Raw genomic sequence first — 18916 nt, forward strand, 5'->3', positions numbered from 1 at the left:
TCTCACCTCTGGGGACGGCGCTTCCATCCATTTTCGCCGCGGCTCCAGGTGCCGAGCTGGCGATTTCCATAGTCGCTCGTGCTGGCGAGATGATTCGATGACTGTTGGTGGAAATAGAGAGGCGCAGGATCGGTCGTCGGCCCAACCGCTCCTCTCCGCCTCTTTCCCTGGTAGCCTGGGGCGATCACGCCGTTCGGTGGCATCTGGCCGGCGAGCGCCCAGAGACGAGGGATCGTTTGAGAGCAGTTAGGACAAGATGCGCGCGGCAAGTCGCCCTCCGCGGACGCAATGCCTCCGCGCGGGTTGATTTCTCCGAGCGCAGCCTTGAGGTTGTCTCGCCATCTCGGATCTTCAGGCCGGCAAGTCTTCGGCGCGTTACGGGATTCCCAGTCGTCGAGATGCCTGGACAGCGCCCATGGCTCGGCGCAGCCAGATGAGGGCGTTCGCGATGTCGGACCTCGAGCGTTGGAAGGAGGCAGAGCTGCCTGAACGGCTGGATGAAGCTGGTCTGGCGTTCTCTTGTTTCCGGTCAGTGGATCATTGAATCCGCTAACATCCTCCACGACTGAGCCATCCCTGCGCGTGATGGTACATCGCATCAAACCATCGACATCGGTGAGGTCGATGGGCGATCCATCGGCGTACGCATACGCCATCAAACTACCCTCCAGCCGGATGGGCTCCGGGCTCAGGTACTGCCCCGTCTCCGGGTCATAGTACCGATACCGGTTGTAGCAGAGCCCCGTCTCCTCGTCGGCGCACTGCCCCGGAAACCGCACGGGCGTCAGCCCGGCCTGCTCCCCCTCGACCTTGCCGAACAGCGAAGCATCGAGCCGGCCGACGAGCCTCCCGTCGCCGCCCACCAGCGCCGCCGGCATCCCGTTCGGCGCCTCGACGTAGTACCGCACCTCGTCGCTGTCGTGCCGCCGCACCCGATCGGCGAGGGGCGTCACCCCCTCTGGCAGCACCGCATACGCTCGCTCTTCCACCACCGGCTCCCCACCCGCTTCCCCGAACAGCTCGCGGATCTCGTGCACCAGCGCATCCCCGCTCCAGGTATAGCGTGTCACGCTCTCCACCTCCCGGTCGCGCCCCCGCTCCACCCGCTTCTCCAGCCGCCGCGCGAACGGATCGTAGGTGAAGCTCACCAGCCGGCCGTCCGGCAACCGCACCGCCTGGAGCAGATCGTCGTCGCCCCACTCGAAGCGAGCGACGCGCCCGCCCGGCAGCCGCTTGGTCGTCATCCGCCCCCGCTCGTCGTATGCGAGCTCCGCGCCTCCCCGCCTCTTGAGCTGCCCGCCCGGCGCATACTGCCGCAGCGTCGCGCTCTCGTAGAGCTCCCCGCTCGGCCCGTGGCGATACCCTTCGATCAGCGCCCGCCGCGCCCCGTCCACCCGCTCCCGCCCCACCACCCGAGCCTGCGCATCGCGCAGGTACTCGACATACGCCGCGCCCGGCGCGCCGCTGCCCACCGTGCCGAGCAGCCCGGCCGCCGACCATCCGTAGCTCTGCGCGAACGTCACCTCGCGTGGCAGCGGCCCCACCCACGCCGGCTCGCCCGGCCGCACCGCGGGCGTCGTCCCGAGGCCCGTCACCTGCACCCCCGACGGAAGCCCATCGGGCGTCCACCCCTCCGCGATGCGCCCTCCCGCGGGCAGCACCCGGTCGACAACCTGACCCGCTGGATCGTAGGTCAGCTGCACCTTCATGGTCTGCGCGCCGACGTCCCCGACAGCCACCGCCAACGGCCGCCCCACCACGTCGCGCGCGATCTCCATCCGCCCGAACGGCCCGCTCGCGTGCACCGCCTTGCCAAGCGCGTCGTGCGCCGTCTCCACCACCGTCCGCCGCCCGCCCCGCGCCACCGTCTCCCGCACCACCCTCCCGCGCGCGTCATGGGTGTACTCGCATATCACGTCGCCGCTCGTCACAACCTCGATCCGGCCGAGCAGATCATAACCGATGCTCTCCGTCCGCCCATCCGTGAACCGCCGCTCCACGAGCCGGCCGCACGGGTCATAGACGAAGTCGACCGTACCAAGCCCATCCCGGATCTGCGTAATCCGCCCCATCACATCGTGCTGGTAATAGATGCGCCGCCCATCGAACGTTCGCTCCTCGCCGATCCGCCCCTCGCCGCGCCGCACGTACCGGTGCTCCTCGCCGGATTCGTTGACCACCCGCACCAGGTCCTGCTCCCGGTCATAGAAGTACTGCACGGCGCTCCCGTCCGGCCTTACCACCTCGGTCACCACGCCGATCCCGCCCCATCGCAGCGCCGTCACCCGGCCGTCCGCGTCGGCTATCTCCGACAGGTTCCCGTCGACATCATAACCATACCAGTCCGTCGCCCCGCTCGGTCGGCGCACACGGAGTAGCCTTCCGCAGTCGTCGTAGTCATAGGATGTCTCCAGCCCACGCTCATCAACGAAGCTCGTCACCCGCCCCAGGAAATCATAGCGAACCTTCCGCCTCGCCCCGTCCGGCTCGATCACTTCCACACGATTGCCGAGCGCATCGTAGACCATCCGCGTCACTCCGCCGTTCGGCAGGGTGGCCTCGACGAGCAAGCCGCGCTCGTCGTAGCGGAAACCGACCACCGGCCCGAGCTCGTCCTCGACGGCCACCACATCGCCTCGCGCGTTCCGCTGGTAGCGCGCGAACCCGCCCATGGCGTCGCGCACCTCCTCGATGAAGCCCCGCTCGTCGTATTCATACACGGTTCTCGCGCCGATCGGGTCCGTCACGATGCGCAGCCGGCCCAGGTCGTCTCGCTCGTAGCGCCATGCGTGCCCCAGCGCGTCCCGATACACCAGCACGTTGCCCGTGGCGTCGAACGTGTAGGCGTGCATGCCGCCGTCCCACGCGACGCCGTTCACCTTGTCGAGCTGGTTGCCTTCAATCCGCCGTTTCGCGCGCGAGGTGATGACCTCGACGAAGTGGTTGTAATCGTCGATCTTGACGTGACAGAACCCCTTCGCCCTCGTTTCCCGGTCATCCAGCGTGTCCGGCACGTCAGGCTCGAGCGCGTCGTTGCCCTCGCGATGGCACCACGCCTCCACGCAGCAGCCGTGATCGTCATAGCGGAACTCCGCCACCAGCCCGCCGGGCTCGCGGCGCCGGAGCATGCGGTGCTCTTCATCGTACTCGTACCGCTCCTCGCTGCCCGCCGCGTCGCGCGCTGCTACCAGATCGCCTCGTTCGTCGTAACCGTATGTGCGAAAGGCGCGCCACCCTCCGCCCGGCGACTCGTCGTTCACCTCGAACGCGGCGATCCTCCCGTCCGCGTACCGCCGCGCGCGGACCATCCGCCCCACTGCGTCGATCGCATGGGACAGGCGCCCTCGCTCGTACGAGAGCCGTATCTCGTTGTCGTACCGGTCCACGATGCGCGACAAGAGCCACATGCTCTCCTGCCTCTCACCGAACACGAGCAGCACGCCCTCGGCCTCCAGCGTGTAGCCGCCCTCGTGACGCCTCAGCACGCCGCACGGCATCGGCACGGGACGGCCCGGCTCGGGGATCTCCGCCTCGGTCGGCGCCGCGTGAGGCTCCAGGACACGCAGCGTCCGCCGTCGCTCCTCGATCGCCCACGCCAGCGAGTGGCTCCACCCGAACCCGAGCCCCAGATCCACGTCGCTCGTCTCCGACGAGTAGCTCCGCTCGATCCGGAGCGGCAGGATCATCCCGCCGAGCGCCAGATCCACGGCCTTCGCGGTGTAGACCCGCCCCGTCACCGGATCGACCGGGTCACCGGCCGACGTGCCGCCCCCGCGCCCGTGCGACGGGTTCGGGCACCCGCCGCCGCTGCCGGGCCCGCACGCGCCTGCGTTCTTGCCGCCGCCTCGCGGTCCCTTGCCGCCGCCCTTGCCGCCCGCGCCCTGGTCGCCGCCGCGGCCACGCCCTCCGCGGCCGCGGCCGCCGCCTCCGCCGCCTCCGCCGCCCAGGATGAAGGTGCCGGGGTTCATGCCGGGAATCGCGGGGATGTTCGGGACCGGCGCCGTTCGTGCCATGGGCCCGCATGGTCGCCAGGCGCCGCACGCACCGTCAAGCGGCCCACCGTCCTCGCGCGCCGCCCCCGAGCTTGCCGCGCGCTCGCCCGCCCGCGGAGCAGGGGGGGTCGCGTCACGCGCTTGCCCGCGCGCGGCGCCTTGCCTAGCCTAGCCGCGATGCCCTCGAAGAACGACAGCTCCATCCTGTGCCCGTCGTGCGGCGCGAACAACGCCTCCGTGACGGCGAGCGGGCGCTGCATCGCGTGCGGCGCCAGGATGGGCTCGCTCGCGCCTTTCCGCGACTCCGAGCTCGACCGCAACCGCCGCTACCAGCAGGAGGGCTTCTCGATCCTCTGGTGCCTGATCGCCCTCGTCCTGCAGAGCGTGCTCACCGCGGCCCTCGTCGGCGGCCTCCCCATGATCGTGCAGCAGCTCGACTTCGAGGGGTCGAACGGGATGATCGTCGCCATCCCCGTCTGGTTCATCGGCGGCGTCCTCCTCGGCATGATCTCGCCCGGAAAGACGTTCCTCGAGCCGGTCGTCGCGTCGTTCCTCGTCGCGATCCCGACCGTCTTCTACCTCCTGCACAGCCAGACCGTCCGGACGATGCCGCTGTTCATGTACGTGATCATGGCGCTCATCGGCGTGCTCTTCACGCTGATCGGCTCCTACCTCGGCGAGCGCATCCAGATGGGCCCGCCCGCAAAGACCGCCGACTGAGGGTGCCCAGCGTGACGACGAGGCCCGGCGCGACGGGCAGCGCAGGGGCGGCGGGCGCAGCAGGGGCGGCGGGCGCAGCAGGGACGGCGGGCGCAGCAGGGACAGCCGACCGGCGGATCGCCGCGGCGAAGCGGATCGCCGCGGCGCTCGCCGCCGTCGCCATGGTCCAGCTGGCGCCCGGGTGCGGCCGATCGGCCGAGCAGCAGGAGGCGGATGCGCTCCTGCATGCGATCGACGTCCTCCGCGACGCCCCGAGCGAGCCGCGCGAAGCGCGCGAGGCGCTGCTCGCGGAGCTCGAGCGCCACCCCGCGTCGACGCCGCCCGCCGCGAGCGCCAAGGACACGTGCGCGCGGGCCTACCGCCTGCTGCTCGACGCCACGGCCGCCGAGGCGCGCGTCCGCGCCCTGCTCGAGGCGCCCGACGGGGCCGCAGGGCCCGGCGCGCTGGCGGATCTCGTCGCGGCGGACGCCAAGGTCAAGGAGAGCGCCGAGGTCATGCCGAGGTGCGCCGAGGCGCTCGCGATCCTCCGCCGCTCGGGCCGGCGCGGGATGTGACGGCCCGCGTCGCCCGCGCCCGCATCGTCCGCGCCCGCGCCGGCGGCGTCCGCGCCGGCCGAGGCGCCCGCGCCGCGCGCCCCGGGGAGGGGCGCCGGCCGCGCCCGCGCAGCGCGTCGCGCGGCGTTGAAGAGGGCAAGGGGATCCGCGCTCGCGGTCCCCTGTGCTAAGACCCGCCCTGCCATGTTCGACACGCTGACACGGGGCTTTCGTCAGGCCAGAAACCGCCTCGCCGGGCTCACGGAGCTCACCGCGGGCAACATCGACGTCGCGCTCCGCGAGGTAAGGCTCAGCCTGCTCGAGGCCGACGTCGAGATCGGGGTGGTCAAGGCGTTCCTTGCCCGGGTCAAGGAGGCCGCGGTCGGCCGCACCCTGGAGACGCGCGTGAAGCACGCCGGCGAGGTCCACCAGGTCTCGGCGAGCGACCACTTCATCAAGATCTGCCACGACGAGCTCGAGGCGATGATGACCCACGAGGGCGACGAGATCGCCTGGGCCGACAGCGGGCCCACGGGCATCATGATGGTCGGCCTCCAGGGCTCCGGGAAGACGACGAGCTGCGCGAAGCTCTCGCGCTACCTCGAGAAGCAGGGGAAGAAGCCGCTGCTCGTCGCGGCCGACATGCAGCGCCCCGCGGCCGTCGAGCAGCTCAAGGTCCTCGGCGAGTCGCTCAAGATCCCCGTGTTCAACGTGCCGGGAGAGTCGCCGGTCGCCATCTGCGCCGCGGCCCGCGGCGAGGCGAAGCGGCTCGGCCGCGACGTCATCATCTACGACACCGCCGGCCGCCTCGCGATCGACGAGCCGCTCATGCAGGAGCTCGCGCAGATCAAGGACGCGACGAAGCCGGAGAACATCTTCCTCGTTGTCGACGCGATGATCGGCCAGGACGCCGTGAAGACGGCGCGCGGCTTCAACGAGCGGCTGTCGATCGGCGGCGTCGTGCTGACGAAGCTCGACGGCGACGCCCGCGGCGGCGCCGCGCTCAGCATCAAGGAGGTGACGGGCGCGCCCGTCCTCTTCACCGGCCTCGGCGAGACGACGGACAAGTTCGAGCCGTTCCGCGCCGACGGCATGGCGAGCCGCATCCTCGGCATGGGCGACGTCGTCGGCCTCATGCAGGACTTCGAGGAGGTCGTCGACCAGAAGAAGGCCGAGAAGGACGCCGCGCGGATGCTCCAGGGCGACTTCACGCTCGAGGACTTCCTCGATCAGGTGCGGATGATCCAGAAGATGGGATCGCTGAAGGATCTCGTCGACAAGCTGCCCCTCGGCGGCATGTTCCCGGGCGGCCTGCCCCAGGACGTGAACCTCGACGACCGGGAGCTCGTCCGCATCGAGGCGATCATCCAGTCGATGACCCGCCTCGAGAAGAGCGACCCGTACGCGCTGGTCCGCGAGCCGAAGCGGGTGGAGCGCATCGCGAAGGGCTCGGGCTCGAAGCCCGAGGCGGTGAGCGAGCTCGTCCAGAAGTTCCTGTTCATGCGCCAGATGATGAGCGGCCTCGGCCAGAACATGGGCCTCATGGGCAAGATCCCCGGCATGAAGCAGATGGCCATGGCCAAGAACATGCGGGAGATGCAGAAGCAGATGATGGCCGGCGGCGGCATGCCCGGGATGGGGATGCCGGGCATGGGCTTTCCGGGCATGGGCTTCCCGGGGATGGGGATGCCCGGGATGGGGATGCCGGGCATGGGCGGCTTCCCGGGCGCCGGCGCCGGGGGCCCGAACATGACGAAGATGAAGACGCTCAGCGCCTCCGAGCGCAACGCGAAGAAGGCGCAGCGCAAGCGCGAGCGCGACGCCCGCAAGAAGGGGCGCAAGTAGCGGCGGCCGCGTGCGCGGGCCCTGCTGCCGGCGGCGCTTTATTGACAGCGCGCACGGCGCGCACGCTCGCGCGCGGGCGCTCGCGCTCGTCGCCGTGGCCTTCGCCGCCGCGTGCTCCCGGGGCGGCGGGGGCGAGCAGGAGGCGGCGCCGCCCGGGGCGACGGGTCGCGCGCCGGCGAGCAGCGGCGCGGGGGCCGGACAGAGCCAGAGACGACCGCCCGCCGTCGTGAAAGAGCTCTCGGTGCGCAAGCTCGCGCCCGGCGCGGCGATCGCCATCGACGGCCGCCTCGACGAGCCGGCGTGGCAGGCGGCGGCGGCGACAGGCCCGTTCGTCAACGTGGGCACGGGCCGCGAGGATCGGTCGCTGCCGACGCAGGGCGAGGCGCGGCTGCTCTGGGACGACGGGTTTCTCTACGTCGGATTCGACGTCCGCGACACGACGATCACCGGCGGGTTCCCCGAGGGCGCGCGCGATCCGCACCTCTGGGAGCGGGACACCGTCGAGGTGATGATCGACCCCGACGGCGACGGGGACAACAAGGACTATTACGAGATCCAGATCAACCCGCAGAACCTCGTCTTCGACTCGCAGTTCGACGACTACAACGCTCCAAGGGGCGGCCCGAGCGGGCCTTTCGGCCATGAGGCGTGGAGCGCGGGCCTCGCGAGCGCGGTCGCGCTGAGAGGGACGCTCGACGACGGGTCGGACGAGGACGTGGGGTACGTTGTCGAGGCGAAGATCCCGTGGCGCTCGTTCGCGAAGGCGAAGGCGGCGCCGCCGTCGCCCGGGGACGCGTGGCGGATGAACTTCTACGCCATGCAGGACAACGGCGGGGCGGCGTGGTCGCCGATCCTTGGCGAGGGGAACTTCCACCGGGCGCGGCGGTTCGGGCGGGTTCGCTTCGTGGGGCCGTGATCGGGCTCGTTTCACTGACGTGCCCATGTCGCACCGTCGCGGTCCGCTCCATCGCTCGCAGGGAGGCGCGTCGCTACCGCGGTTTGCGGCCCCATACCTGAAAGAACGGACCGTGCACGACGAGCGTCTCTGGATTCTCGATGTGACGCATCAACGCTTCCCTCAGATCGCTGAAGGTCTGCTCCGCGATCAGGCGCTGGGAGAGGATGCGTTCGCGCAGGTTGTCGGCGAACTCGAGCAGGATGGGGCGACGAGCGTCGCCGGGCGGATGAACGTGGACGATCGGCTGGATGCGCACCGACGCGAGGCCGGCATCGCGGAGCAACCGCGGCAGCTTCCGCCCGATGAAGAGATCGATTCCGTTGCGCTTCGTGTAGCGCACGAACAGCTCGATGAGCGTGGTCCATGCGTGCTCGGGTGGATCACAGATCATCGCGGCCCAGTCGACCTCGTGGAACGCCACGACTCCCCCCGGGCGCGCCAGCGACACGGCTTCTGCGACGATCTGCTCCGGGTCAGGGACATTGACCAGCAAGAGACGGGCGGTGACCAGATCGAAGGACTCCTTCGGGAGGGATGTGGCTCGGGCGTCCCCCTCCAGGACTTCGACGTTGCGAAGGCCGCGCTGTGCGATGAACTTCCGGGCGAGGGTGACCGCTTCGCCGCTTCGTTCGACGCCGACGACGCTCCCCGCGAGGCCGACGCGCGCCGCGAGCAGGTCCAGGCAGCCGCGGGGGCCGCACCCGAGCTCGAGGACGCGGGCACCGGCGGCTAGCCCGATCTGATCGAGCAGCCAGTCCGCCTCGTGGGCCAGCTGCTCGGACTGCTGCTGTAACCGCTCCTGCTCCGCGCGCCGGTAGCCGAGGAAATATTGTTCGCGCTCACTCATCGTTTATCCCCGGTCGCTGGGTGAGGCCCACGCCGTTCAACGGTCACTGGATGGCCTTGGTTGATTTCATCGGCTCCCGGCATGAGCCGTGCCGTGCACTGCCGCGCACCGCGGTCAGAACGTGCCCTTCGACCCGCAGCTCACCACGCCGGGGGTCGGCCGGGCCGACGTCTGGGTCTTCGATTCGAGGAACCTGGGGGCGTCGCTCGGCGGCGATCCGCTGACCATCGTCACCCTCTTCGGCGACACGCCGCGCGCGCTCGCGGTGACGCCCGACGGATCGCGCGTGTACGCGGCCGCGTTCCACTCGGGCAACCGCACCACGACCATCCCGGAGCCGGCGGTGCCGGACGGGGGCGAGGGCGAAGCCGGGCGCTGCGGCGCCCTCCGCGTCGGACGGTTCGAAGCCGGGCTACCGGGCGGAGCCGCCCGACCGCTGAGCGCCCGACGCTCGCGCGCCTGCAGGCCCGCTCATGGCCGATCCCCCACGTGCTGCTCGGTGTCCGCCAGGGCGGGCAGCCAGCCCTCGCGGCGCCTGATCCAGAGCTCGTAGGTCGGAGCGAGATCCGTGGGAGCGTCGTCGAGACATCCCAGCTTGATCTCGACCTCCCCCTCCTCCTCCCGCGGCGAGAACAGCCGTGATCCGCACGTCGGGCAGAAGCTGCGTCCCTCCCAGCACCTCGTCTCGCCCGTGGACTCGAAGCTCGCCCACGGCCACACCGCGAACGGCATGAACACGCTGCCCGTCTCCTTCCTGCACGAGGTGCAGTGGCAGATGCCCACGCGGAGAGGCTCGCCACGAAGGTGAAAGCGCACCGCACCGCAGGTGCAGCCGCCGCTCCGGACGCGCTCTGATCCAGCTTGCATGTCGCCTCCGCTCACAGGCCCGGCGCCCTCGTAGCCCGCGCCGGTTTTCACCGGCAACGCCCGCCGCCGAGCGGCCAGGTCAGCGCCTGTATCACAAATTTACATCAATGGTGTATATCGCGTCTGCTGGTTCAGATCCGGGCCGAGTGGCTCGCCGTCGGGCGTGACGCCCCCTGCTGCGCGCCCGCCAGGGCGGCATCGCCCATCGTGCCCGCCGTGGCGTTCGAGCGGGTCGTCGGCTCCATCGCTCGCTGGACCCGGATCCTGTTGTGCACGTCCTCGACGCCCCGCGTACCCTCGGCGACGAGCTCGATGATGCGCTTGTGGTGGCGCTGGGGCACCGTGCCCTCGAGGATGACCTCGTTGTTCTCCACCTGGACCGTGACGTCGCTCACGTCGATGTCGTGGCGCTCCGAGAGCACCTCGCAGATGTCCTCGTGGATGCGCGCGTCGGAGCGTTTGTAGCCCTTCGGTCCGCGGCCGAGCGCTCTGCGCACGCGGTCTCCGATCTCGCCGAGCGCGTGGCCGACGCTCTCCAGCGCCGAGTGGCCGGATTCGTCGTGATCGGGGCGCTCGCCGCCGTACGCGCCGCCGCCCCAGGCCGCATCGGGACCGTAGTCGGGGTTCACGACGCGGGTCATGCCGAGGTAATAGGCGCCGCCGAGATTGAAGTTGTACGCGCTGCCCACGGCGGGAAGGGGATTGCCGCCGAAGCTGCGGCTGTCACCGGGGCCGCCGGCGTAATCGCCGCCGCGGTCGTCGTGGGGCCAGCCGCGCTCCTCGTCACCGGGACGATTGTCGCTGCTGGCGAAGCGACCGTCGCCGAGAGCGCGACCCACGGGGCCGCGGTGCGTCGTGGGCCCAACCGTGCGAGCCTGCTCGCGGCCCCAATCGCGGCCGTCGCGCAGCGTGGCCCCGTGATCGTCGATCGGGCCCGCGCTGCGGCGCTCGTCGCGAGGATAGCCGCGCTCGGTGAAATGGCCCCGGTCGTCTCCGTAGCGCCGATCCCAACCGTGCTCATTTCGTCCGTAGCCTGTGTCCCTGTCGAATCGATCTCGCATCCTGTGCCTCCTTTCTTCCTGGCGAGCACTGCGCCTTCAACACGCCTCCGCCGCGCGGCAGATCGCGCCAGCCTGGTCGCTTGGATCGTGAAGATGGGTCGCGTCGGCGCCCTCTGCCACCGGGGAGAACCCTTCGTCTCGCGCCCGGGCGATCCCGAAAATGACGATTCATCGGATCAGCACAGAAGAGCTTGCCTTGAGCGCCTTTCCGCCTCTCGTCGCAGAACACGGCACACCCACCCTCCCCATCAGGGCCGGGGCGGCGCCACGCCCCTGGGGCCGGAACCCTCCGTCACGGGCTCAGCAAAGCCGGCCCATGCCCCCCTGGCTGCGCTAAGCTCCGCGCCTTGTGCCCGTCCTCACCGCTCACGATCTCCACAAATCCTTCGGTCCCCAGACGATCCTCGACGGCGTCTCGGTCAACACCCGCACCGGCGAGCGCGTGGGCCTCGTCGGCGTCAACGGCTCCGGCAAGAGCACGCTCGCCCGCATCCTCGCCGGGCTCTCCGCGTGGCACGCCGCCAAGGCCCGCCACGACGAGGTGAGCCGGGCGCTCGCGGCCGGCTCGGGGGACGCCGAGGCGCTGCTCGCCGAGCAGGCCGAGGCCGGGGCCGACGTCGAGCGGCTCGGCGGGTGGGACATGAAGGAGTGGAGCGCGGGGCTCGCGAGCGCGGTCGCGCTGAGAGGGACGCTCGACGACGGCTCGGACGAGGACGTGGGGTACGTGGTCGAGGCGAAGATCCCGTGGAGCTCGTTCGCGAAGGCGAAGGCGGCGCCGCCGTCGCCGGGGGACGCGTGGCGGATGAACTTCTATGCCATGCAGGACAACGGCGGGGCGGCGTGGTCGCCGATCCTGGGCGAGGGGAACTTCCACAGGGCGCGGCGGTTCGGTCGGGTCCGGTTCGTCGCGGCCGAAGGCGACGCGGGCCGGGCGCCCTCCGCGTCGGCCGGTCCGAAGCCGGGCTACCGGGCTGATCCGCTGGACCGCTGAGCCGCGCGTCCGGCGCTTCGAGCGACAGAACAGCGAACCCCGTTGCGGCGCGAGCCCTCCTTGGAAAGGGAAACAGAGGATGTTCACGAAGCTCGGACTCCGGAACTTCAAGTCCTGGCGTGGCGCACATGCGTTCGACCTCAGGCCGCTCACGCTGGTGCTCGGCGTCAACTCGGCCGGCAAGACGAGCCTGCTCCAGCCGCTCTTGCTCCTGAAACAGACCATCGAGTCGCCCGACCGGCTCCTGGCGCTCAACCTGGGCGGGCAGCCCGGTGAGATGCTGGACCTCGGCAGGCTCTCCGACGTCGTCTCCGGGGGCGACGTGCGCGCCGGGCTCGGCTTCCGCCTGACGTTCGGCCCCGTGAGCATCGGGAAGGGGGCCGCGCCGCGCACGCTCGGCTCCGTGGACTACGAGGTGGAGTACGGCGCCGCCGAGGACGAGAGTCCCTACGTGGAGCGGCTCTCGTACGCCACCGCCGAGGGCGCCTACGCCGTCGCGCGCCAGCGAGACGGCGCCTACGCGCTCTCCGCGCCGGGCGGCCCTTTGCCCGATGACCGGCGAGCTCGGCGGACCTACGAGCCCGAGCGCTCCGTCGGCTTCTCGGCCGATGCGGTCGCCGCCCTCGGCGCCGCGGGGGCGGACGCGCAGGATCTCGCGCTCGCGCTGACGCGGGAGCTCCAGCGGCTCGCCTACATCGGGCCCCACCGGAGCGTGCCCACGCGCCACTACGCCTGGACGGGGCGCTCGATAGGACAGCTCGGATCGAGCGGCGAGCACGCGATCCCGGCGCTGATCGCGAGCCTCGTCGGCCGCCACGCCGACGGGTCCGAGCGGGGCCGCCTCGTCGAGCAGGTCTCCGCGGGGCTCGCGCGGCTCGGGGTCGCGGACAGGATGGAGATCGAGCGCCAGGCGACGACGTTCTTCCAGGTCATGATCACCTTCCAGGGCCACCGGACGAACCTGCTCGACGTCGGCTTCGGGGTCTCCCAGGTCCTGCCCGTTGTCACCGCGGCGTACTTCGCGCCCGAGGGCTCGACGGTGATCATGTCGGAGCCCGAGCTCCACCTGCACCCGCTGGCGCAATCGGCGCTCGGCGATCTGCTCGTCGAGGCCGTGCGAGAGCGCGGGGTGCAGCTCCTCGTGGAGACGCACTCGGAGCACCTCTTCCGGCGGATCCAGACGCTGATGGCCGAGGAGCGCATCACGCCGGACGAGTGCGCCATGTACTTTGCCCGGTGCAATGGAGGGGATTCGGTGCTCGAGCCGCTCGAGGTGAACGGGTACGGGCGGGTCGCGAACTGGCCCGACAAGTTCTTCGGGGACACGGTGGGCGAGGTCGAGCGGCAGATGGAGCGGATGCTCGACCGCATGGAGAAGGACGAGCAACGTGGCTGATCATGTCGTCGACACCAACGTGCTCATCGTCGCGAGCGCCGCCGATCCTGCCTCGCCGTTCAAGGACACCCACGTCCCGACGAGCGAGCGGAAGATCGTCTTCGCGTGGCTCAAGGATTTTCGCGCCGATGACGGGCGCCGCCTGATCATCGACAGGGCCCGCGGCATCCTGCGCGAGTACAGGAAGAAGCTGACGGCCCAGGACTACGGCATCGTCGTGGCGATGGAGAAGCTCCGGACGGCGGCGTTCGTCTCCGTGCAGTACGACGGTGAGTATGCCGTCGTGCCCGAGCGGCTCGCTCGCTTCGACAACTCCGACAAGAAGCTCGTGGCGGCGCACCTCGCGCACCGGGCGGAAGGCGGTCAAAGCACCATCGTGAACGCGTGCGACACCGACTGGCACGAGCACGAAGAGGCGCTCTCCGCAGAAGGGGTGATCGTGGAGCAGCTCCTCCCGGCGTGGTGCCAGAGAGAGTTCTGGCGCAAGAACCCCGAGAGGATGCCTCCCGGGGCCGGCGATCGAGAACAGGACCGAGCCGGCCCCCCCGATCACGGCGCCATGCGCTAAGCTCCGCGCCCTGTGCCCGTCCTCACCGCTCACGATCTCCACAAATCCTTCGGTCCCCAGACGATCCTCGACGGCGTCTCGGTCAACATCCGCACGGGCGAGCGCGTGGGTCTCGTCGGCGTCAACGGCTCCGGCAAGAGCACGCTCGCCCGCATCCTCGCCGGGGTCGAGCAGGCCGACAGCGGCACCATCGCGCGGCGCCGCGGCGCGGAGATCGGCGTCCTCTCGCAGGATCCGGTCTTCGAGCCGACCGACACCGCGCGCGACGTCGTGCTCGCCGGGCTCTCCGCCTGGCACGCCGCCAAGGCCCGCCACGACGAGGTGAGCCGGGCGCTCGCGGCCGGCTCGGGGGACGCCGAGGCGCTCCTCGCCGCGCAGGCCGAGGCAGGGGCCGACGTCGAGCGGCTCGGCGGGTGGGACATGATGCATCAGGTCGACTCCATCATCGGCCACGTCGGCGTCACCCGGCCCGACGCGCCCATGAGCGTGCTCAGCGGCGGCGACCGCAGGCGCGTCGCGCTCGCTCGCCTCCTCGTGTCGCGGCCCGCCCTGGCCGTGCTCGACGAGCCCAGCAACCACCTCGACGTCGAGACCGTCGAGTGGCTCGAGCGCTACCTCGTCGAGGAGCACCCCGGCGCGCTCCTCCTCATCACCCACGACCGCTACCTGCTCGACCGCGTCGCGGAGCGCACGCTCGAGATCGACAAGGGCAAGGTCTACAGCTACGACGGCGGCTACGAGGAGTACCTCGAGCAGAAGTCCGAGCGCCTCGCGCTCGAGGCGCGGACCGAGTCGAACCGGCAGAACTTCCTGCGCACCGAGCTCGAGTGGCTCCGGCGGCAGCCGAAGGCGCGCACCGGAAAGCAGAAGGCCCGCATCCAGCGCGCCGAGACGACCAAGAGCGCGCCGCCGCCCAAGGCGGAGCGGACCGCGCAGCTCTCGGTGGAGTCGGTGCGCACCGGCAAGACCATCCTCGAGCTGAAGAAGCTCGGCCTCTCGCTCGACGGCAAATGGCTCGTGCGCGGCCTCGACTTCACGCTGACCAAGGGCGAGCGCGTCGGCATCGTCGGCCGCAACGGCACGGGCAAGACGACGATGCTCCGCGCGATCCTCGGCCAGCTCGGCGCCGAAGGCGACGGCGCGGCCGCCGAGGGGCCCCGCATGGAAGGCGAGGTCGTGCTCGGAAAGAACTCGAGCGTCGCCTACTTCGATCAGCACAGGAGCGGGCTCGACCTCGACAAATCGATCTTCGAGAACATCGCGGGCTCGCACACGCGCGTCGAGGTCGGCGGCCGGTCCATGGACGTGCGCAGCTACCTGGAGCGGTTCCTGTTCGATCCGAACAAGGCGCGGCAGCCGGTGGGCTCGCTCTCCGGCGGCGAGCGGGCGCGGGTCGCCCTGGCGAAGATGCTCACCCAGAGCGTCAACGTGATCATCCTCGACGAGCCCACGAACGATCTCGACGTGATGACCCTCGCTGCGCTCGAGGAGATGCTCATCGAGCTCGAGGGCTCGGCGCTCGTCGTGACCCACGACCGCTGGTTCCTGAACCGTGTGGCCACCTCGATCCTCGCGTTCGAGGGCGACGGCCGGGTCGTGCGCTACGCGGGCAACTACGACGCCTACCGCGAGCAGCGCGCGAACGCCGCGCTCGAGACGGAGGCCGAGGCGCGGGCCGCGAAGGCCCAGGCGGCGGAGGCCCGGCCGGCGGCGCCGGCGAAGGCCGCCGCGAAGGCAGGCGGCGCGCCGAAGCTCACGTTCGCGGAGCGGACGGAGCTCGACGGCATCGTGGGGCGGATCGACGCGGCCGAGCAGAAGGTCGCCGAGCTCGAGGCCAAGCTCGCCGACCCGACGCTCTACGCGAGCCGCGGCGCGGACGTGGCGGGGCTGCTCTCGGAGCTCGAGCGCGCCAAGCAGGACGCGGCGCGCCTGGTCAGCCGCTGGGAGGAGCTCGAGACGAAGCGCGAGGCCGCCGGCAAGGCGTGACCGGGCGCGACGGAGCGCGAGGCGGGCGGCAATCGGTCCAGGGGCGCAGGGGCGACCTGCCTCGCACGACGACCTTGTCGGCGCGGCGCCGCCCGGCGACCATGGCCTCATGATGACCGTGTTCGAGGTGCACCTCGCCGAGGGATCCGACGGCGCCGGCCTGCTCAGCGACGAGGTCCTGAGCGAGACAGGCGCGCAGGTGATGACGCTCCAGGAGGCCGCGCTGGTCGGCTTCCAGGGCCTCCAGGGGCTCGACGGCTCCGGCAACGTCCGGCTCATCGCCGTGCGCGCGCGTGACGCCGCCTGGATCCACCGCTGCCTGGAGACCCACGGGGCCGTCACCGCGTTCCGGGCGCACCAGGTCGACTGAGCCCCATCGCCCCCGCTGCTCGACCGACCCCCGCGCCGCCCTGGCGCGGTGTCCCCCCGCGCGCGCCTCGCCCAGAATGCCGCAGATGCCAGTTCGGCTGGCCGACGCAGAGAACATGAAGTCCCGGCAAGCCCGCTGAAGCTGGCGAAGCTCGCCTCAACGAACATCGATGAGATCCGGTGTTCATCACCACGCACGCAACGACTCGCGCGCGCCGGATCCTCACGTCTCCTGCCCGCACCAGCGCAAAGCTCCAGGAGTCCGGTCACGGATCAGGAGAGAGGGTTCAACGCAAAGGCGCAAAGACGCAAAGACGCAAAAGAAAGAACAAATGTGGCGCCTTTTGCGCCTTTGCGCCTTTGCGCCTTTGCGTTGAAATCTCTCGGCTCGGGAGGCAGATGCCTGGAAGGATTTCTGACCTGCGGTACTAGGCTCGTTCTACTGTGTCTCGTATCACTAGAAAGTTGCTGTGTGGTTGCACCGTCTACCGACGATGGTAACAACACCGCATGTCTCACTCCTCTCTACGTAGTCATACGCTCCTGGCGTTGTTCGCGGTCTCCGCGTTCGCGCCGGGTTGCGGCTCGGATAGGCCGCAAGCGGGCGATACCAGGCCGCCGGGCTCCGAGCCCGGTCAGGCGGCGCCCTTCGAGAACCCCGGCGGGATGTGGATGCCGGAGCAGATGCGGCAGCACAAGGACCAGCTCAAGGCGCTCGGGCTCGAGATCGATCCCGAGTCGCTCGCCGATCCCACGGCGTCCCCGCTCGGCGCGGTGGTGAGCCTGGGCGGCTGCTCGGCCTCGTTCGTCTCGCCCGATGGGCTCATCGCCACGAACCATCACTGTTCGACCAGGGCGCTCCAGTACAACTCCACCCCGGAGCAAGACCTCCTGACGAACGGCTACCTCGCGAAATCCCGCGCCGAGGAGCGATGGGCCGGCCCCACCGCGCGCGTGCTCGTGACCCGCGCGTTCCGCGACGTCACCGCCGAGGTGCGGCGCGGCATCGAGGCGATCCAGGGCGATCTCGAGCGCTACGAGGAGATCGAGAAGCGCAAGAAGCAGCTCGTGACCGCGTGCGAGGAGGGGCGCCCCGAGATCCGCTGCTCCATCGCCGAGTATTTCGGCGGTGGCCAGGTCTCGTTGATCGAGCAGCTGGAGATCAAGGACGTTCGCCTCGTCTATGTCCCGCAAGAGGCGATCGGCAACTTCGGCGGGGACATCGACAACTGGCGCTGGCCGCGCCACACCGGCGATTTCGCCTTCTTCAGGGCCTATGTCGGCAAGGACAACCAGCCGGCCGCCCACGCCGAGGACAACGTGCCTTACCGGCCGACGCACCACCTGAAGCTCGCGTCGTCGCCGCTCCGCCAGGGCGACCTGGTGATGGTCGCCGGCTACCCCGGCACGACGAACCGGCTCCGGACCGCGGCAGAGGTCGAGTCCGCTGTCTCATGGCTGTACCCGAAGCGGGTGTCGTTCTACGAGGAGTCGATCGCCCTCCTGGAGGAGCTCGGCAAGAACGACCCGGCCCTGCGGATCAAGGCGGAGCCGACCATCCAGGGCTACGCCAACTACCTGCTCAAGACGCGCGGCCTGCTCGACGGGCTGGTCCAGGGCGGCCTGGCCAAGGAGAAGGCCAAGCAGGAGGGCGACCTCAAGGCCTGGATCGACGCCGACCCCGAGCGCAAGGCGGCCTACGGCGGCGCGATCGAGCAGATCGCCGCGCTGCACGCCGGGCAGCGGGAGACGCGCGACCATGACGCGGCCGTGTCGGAGATCGTCTCGTCGGCGAGGCTCCTCGACGCCGCGGTCACCCTCGTGCGCATGGCGGAGGAGCGGCCGAAGGCCGACGCCGAGCGCGAGGCCGAGTACCAGCAGCGCAACTGGGAGCGCCTCGAGCAGGCGCAGGCGTCGCTGCAGAAGTCGTACGACCGCGCGATCGATCGGAGCACCTTCAAGCTGGCCACGCGGCGCGCGCTGCAGCTCGATCCGAAGGACAGGCCCGCGCTGCTCGAGGCCCTCGCGGGCGGGCAGGCACAGACGGAGGCGGGCATCGCCGCGGCGATCGACGCAATTTACGAGAAGACGGCGCTCGAGGACGCGGCGACCCGGATCCAGCTGCTCAAGACGGCGACGCTCGAGGAGCTCCAGGCGAGCCGGGATCCGATGATCCGCCTGGCGCTCGAGCTCGCGCCTGTCGACAAGGCCATCGAGGCGCGGGACAAGGCCTACGCCGGGGCGATGGCCCTCGTGAAGCCGCGCTTCGTCGAGGCGCTCCGCGCGCACCGGGGCGGCCTCCTGGCGCCCGACGCGAACGGCACGCTCCGCGTCACGTACGGCACCGTGCGGGGGTACCGCCCGGAGGCCGACAAGGCGGTGGTTCGCCCGTTCACCACCCTCAGCGAGGTCGTGAAGAAGAGCACCGGCGAGGCGCCGTTCAACACCCCGGCGACCCTGCTCGAGGCCGCGCGCGAGAAGCGGTTCGGCCCGTACGTGGACAAGGACCTCGGCGAGGTGCCGGTCTGCTTCCTGAGCGATCTCGACATCACGAACGGCAACTCCGGCTCTGCCACGCTGAACGCGCGCGGCGAGCTCGTGGGCCTCGCCTTCGACGGCAACTACGAGGCGATGGCGTCCGACTGGCTGTTCATGCCGTCGATCACCCGGACCATCCACGTCGATCACCGCTACATGGAGTGGGTGATGGACGCGGTGTCGGGCGCGGACGCCGTGCTGAAGGAGATGGGCGGCAAGCCGGCCATCGACTGAGCGCGACGCAA

At 70.5% G+C, this 18916-nt stretch carries 14 protein-coding genes and 1 pseudogene; 11 read left to right on the forward strand and 4 right to left on the reverse strand.

Going from position 1 to position 18916, the window contains the following annotated elements; translation table 11 throughout:
• Positions 1-2: 2 nt before the first annotated feature.
• A complete protein-coding gene (locus tag WME95_RS46670) occupies positions 3-4013 on the reverse strand; it encodes an RHS repeat-associated core domain-containing protein (RefSeq protein ID WP_437905652.1) in 4011 nt (1336 codons plus the stop codon).
• A gap of 156 nt (positions 4014-4169) precedes the next feature.
• On the opposite strand from WME95_RS46670, the gene WME95_RS46675 reads away from it, so the two are divergent.
• The 4 genes from WME95_RS46675 (at position 4170) to WME95_RS46690 (ending at position 8006) form a co-directional block, all read left to right on the forward strand.
• On the forward strand, positions 4170-4712 hold the full coding sequence (locus WME95_RS46675) for a hypothetical protein (RefSeq protein WP_437547410.1): 543 nt from the start codon (positions 4170-4172) through the stop codon (positions 4710-4712).
• 11 nt (positions 4713-4723) lie between these two features.
• Entirely contained in the window at positions 4724-5266 is a 543-nt protein-coding gene (locus WME95_RS46680; RefSeq protein WP_437905653.1) for a hypothetical protein, read from the forward strand.
• Positions 5267-5449: 183 nt separating this feature from the next.
• Positions 5450-7090 carry a signal recognition particle protein gene (gene ffh, locus WME95_RS46685; RefSeq protein WP_437547412.1) on the forward strand — a complete coding sequence of 547 codons (1641 nt, stop codon included), beginning with the start codon at positions 5450-5452 and terminating at the stop codon, positions 7088-7090.
• A gap of 10 nt (positions 7091-7100) precedes the next feature.
• Positions 7101-8006, forward strand: coding sequence for a carbohydrate-binding family 9-like protein (locus tag WME95_RS46690; RefSeq protein ID WP_437905654.1), 906 nt, complete (start codon positions 7101-7103; stop codon positions 8004-8006).
• A 73-nt stretch (positions 8007-8079) separates the two neighbouring features.
• Here WME95_RS46690 and WME95_RS46695 read toward each other — a convergent pair whose 3' ends face one another.
• Complete coding sequence (locus tag WME95_RS46695; protein WP_437905655.1) at positions 8080-8895, reverse strand: methyltransferase domain-containing protein; 816 nt, start codon at positions 8893-8895, stop codon at positions 8080-8082.
• 97 nt (positions 8896-8992) lie between these two features.
• Between WME95_RS46695 and WME95_RS46700 the strand changes: the two are divergent.
• Positions 8993-9268 (forward strand): annotated as a pseudogene (locus WME95_RS46700) (hypothetical protein); the annotation flags it as partial.
• 98 nt (positions 9269-9366) lie between these two features.
• On the opposite strand, the gene WME95_RS46705 reads toward WME95_RS46700, so the two are convergent.
• Together WME95_RS46705 and WME95_RS46710 are read right to left on the reverse strand one after the other, a co-directional pair.
• Entirely contained in the window at positions 9367-9762 is a 396-nt protein-coding gene (locus tag WME95_RS46705) for a GFA family protein (RefSeq protein ID WP_437905656.1), read from the reverse strand.
• A 131-nt stretch (positions 9763-9893) separates the two neighbouring features.
• The gene (locus WME95_RS46710; protein WP_437905657.1) at positions 9894-10823 is read right to left on the reverse strand and encodes a BON domain-containing protein; all 930 of its coding nucleotides are present in this window, start codon (positions 10821-10823) and stop codon (positions 9894-9896) included.
• Between the two features lie 349 nt (positions 10824-11172).
• On the opposite strand from WME95_RS46710, the gene WME95_RS46715 reads away from it, so the two are divergent.
• From WME95_RS46715 to WME95_RS46740, 6 genes are all read left to right on the forward strand, one after another.
• Positions 11173-11814, forward strand: a complete 642-nt coding sequence (locus WME95_RS46715; protein WP_437905658.1) for an ATP-binding cassette domain-containing protein — start codon at positions 11173-11175, stop codon at positions 11812-11814.
• Positions 11815-11893: 79 nt separating this feature from the next.
• Positions 11894-13210, forward strand: coding sequence for a DUF3696 domain-containing protein (locus WME95_RS46720; protein ID WP_437905659.1), 1317 nt, complete (start codon positions 11894-11896; stop codon positions 13208-13210).
• Positions 13203-13778 (forward strand): hypothetical protein, encoded by a 576-nt coding sequence (locus WME95_RS46725; RefSeq protein WP_437905660.1) that lies wholly within the window; start codon positions 13203-13205, stop codon positions 13776-13778. The genes WME95_RS46720 and WME95_RS46725 overlap by 8 nt, the downstream gene beginning before the upstream one ends.
• 12 nt (positions 13779-13790) lie before the next feature.
• A complete protein-coding gene (locus tag WME95_RS46730) occupies positions 13791-15764 on the forward strand; it encodes an ABC-F family ATP-binding cassette domain-containing protein (RefSeq protein ID WP_437905661.1) in 1974 nt (657 codons plus the stop codon).
• A 109-nt stretch (positions 15765-15873) separates the two neighbouring features.
• Entirely contained in the window at positions 15874-16134 is a 261-nt protein-coding gene (locus WME95_RS46735) for a hypothetical protein (protein WP_437547421.1), read from the forward strand.
• 548 nt (positions 16135-16682) lie between these two features.
• Positions 16683-18905, forward strand: a complete 2223-nt coding sequence (locus tag WME95_RS46740; protein WP_437905662.1) for a S46 family peptidase — start codon at positions 16683-16685, stop codon at positions 18903-18905.
• The last annotated feature ends 11 nt before the right edge of the window (positions 18906-18916 follow it).

Origin of the sequence: Sorangium sp. So ce327, from assembly GCF_051530205.1 — a bacterium.
Classification (GTDB): Bacteria; Myxococcota_A; Polyangia; order Polyangiales; family Polyangiaceae; genus Sorangium; species Sorangium cellulosum_B.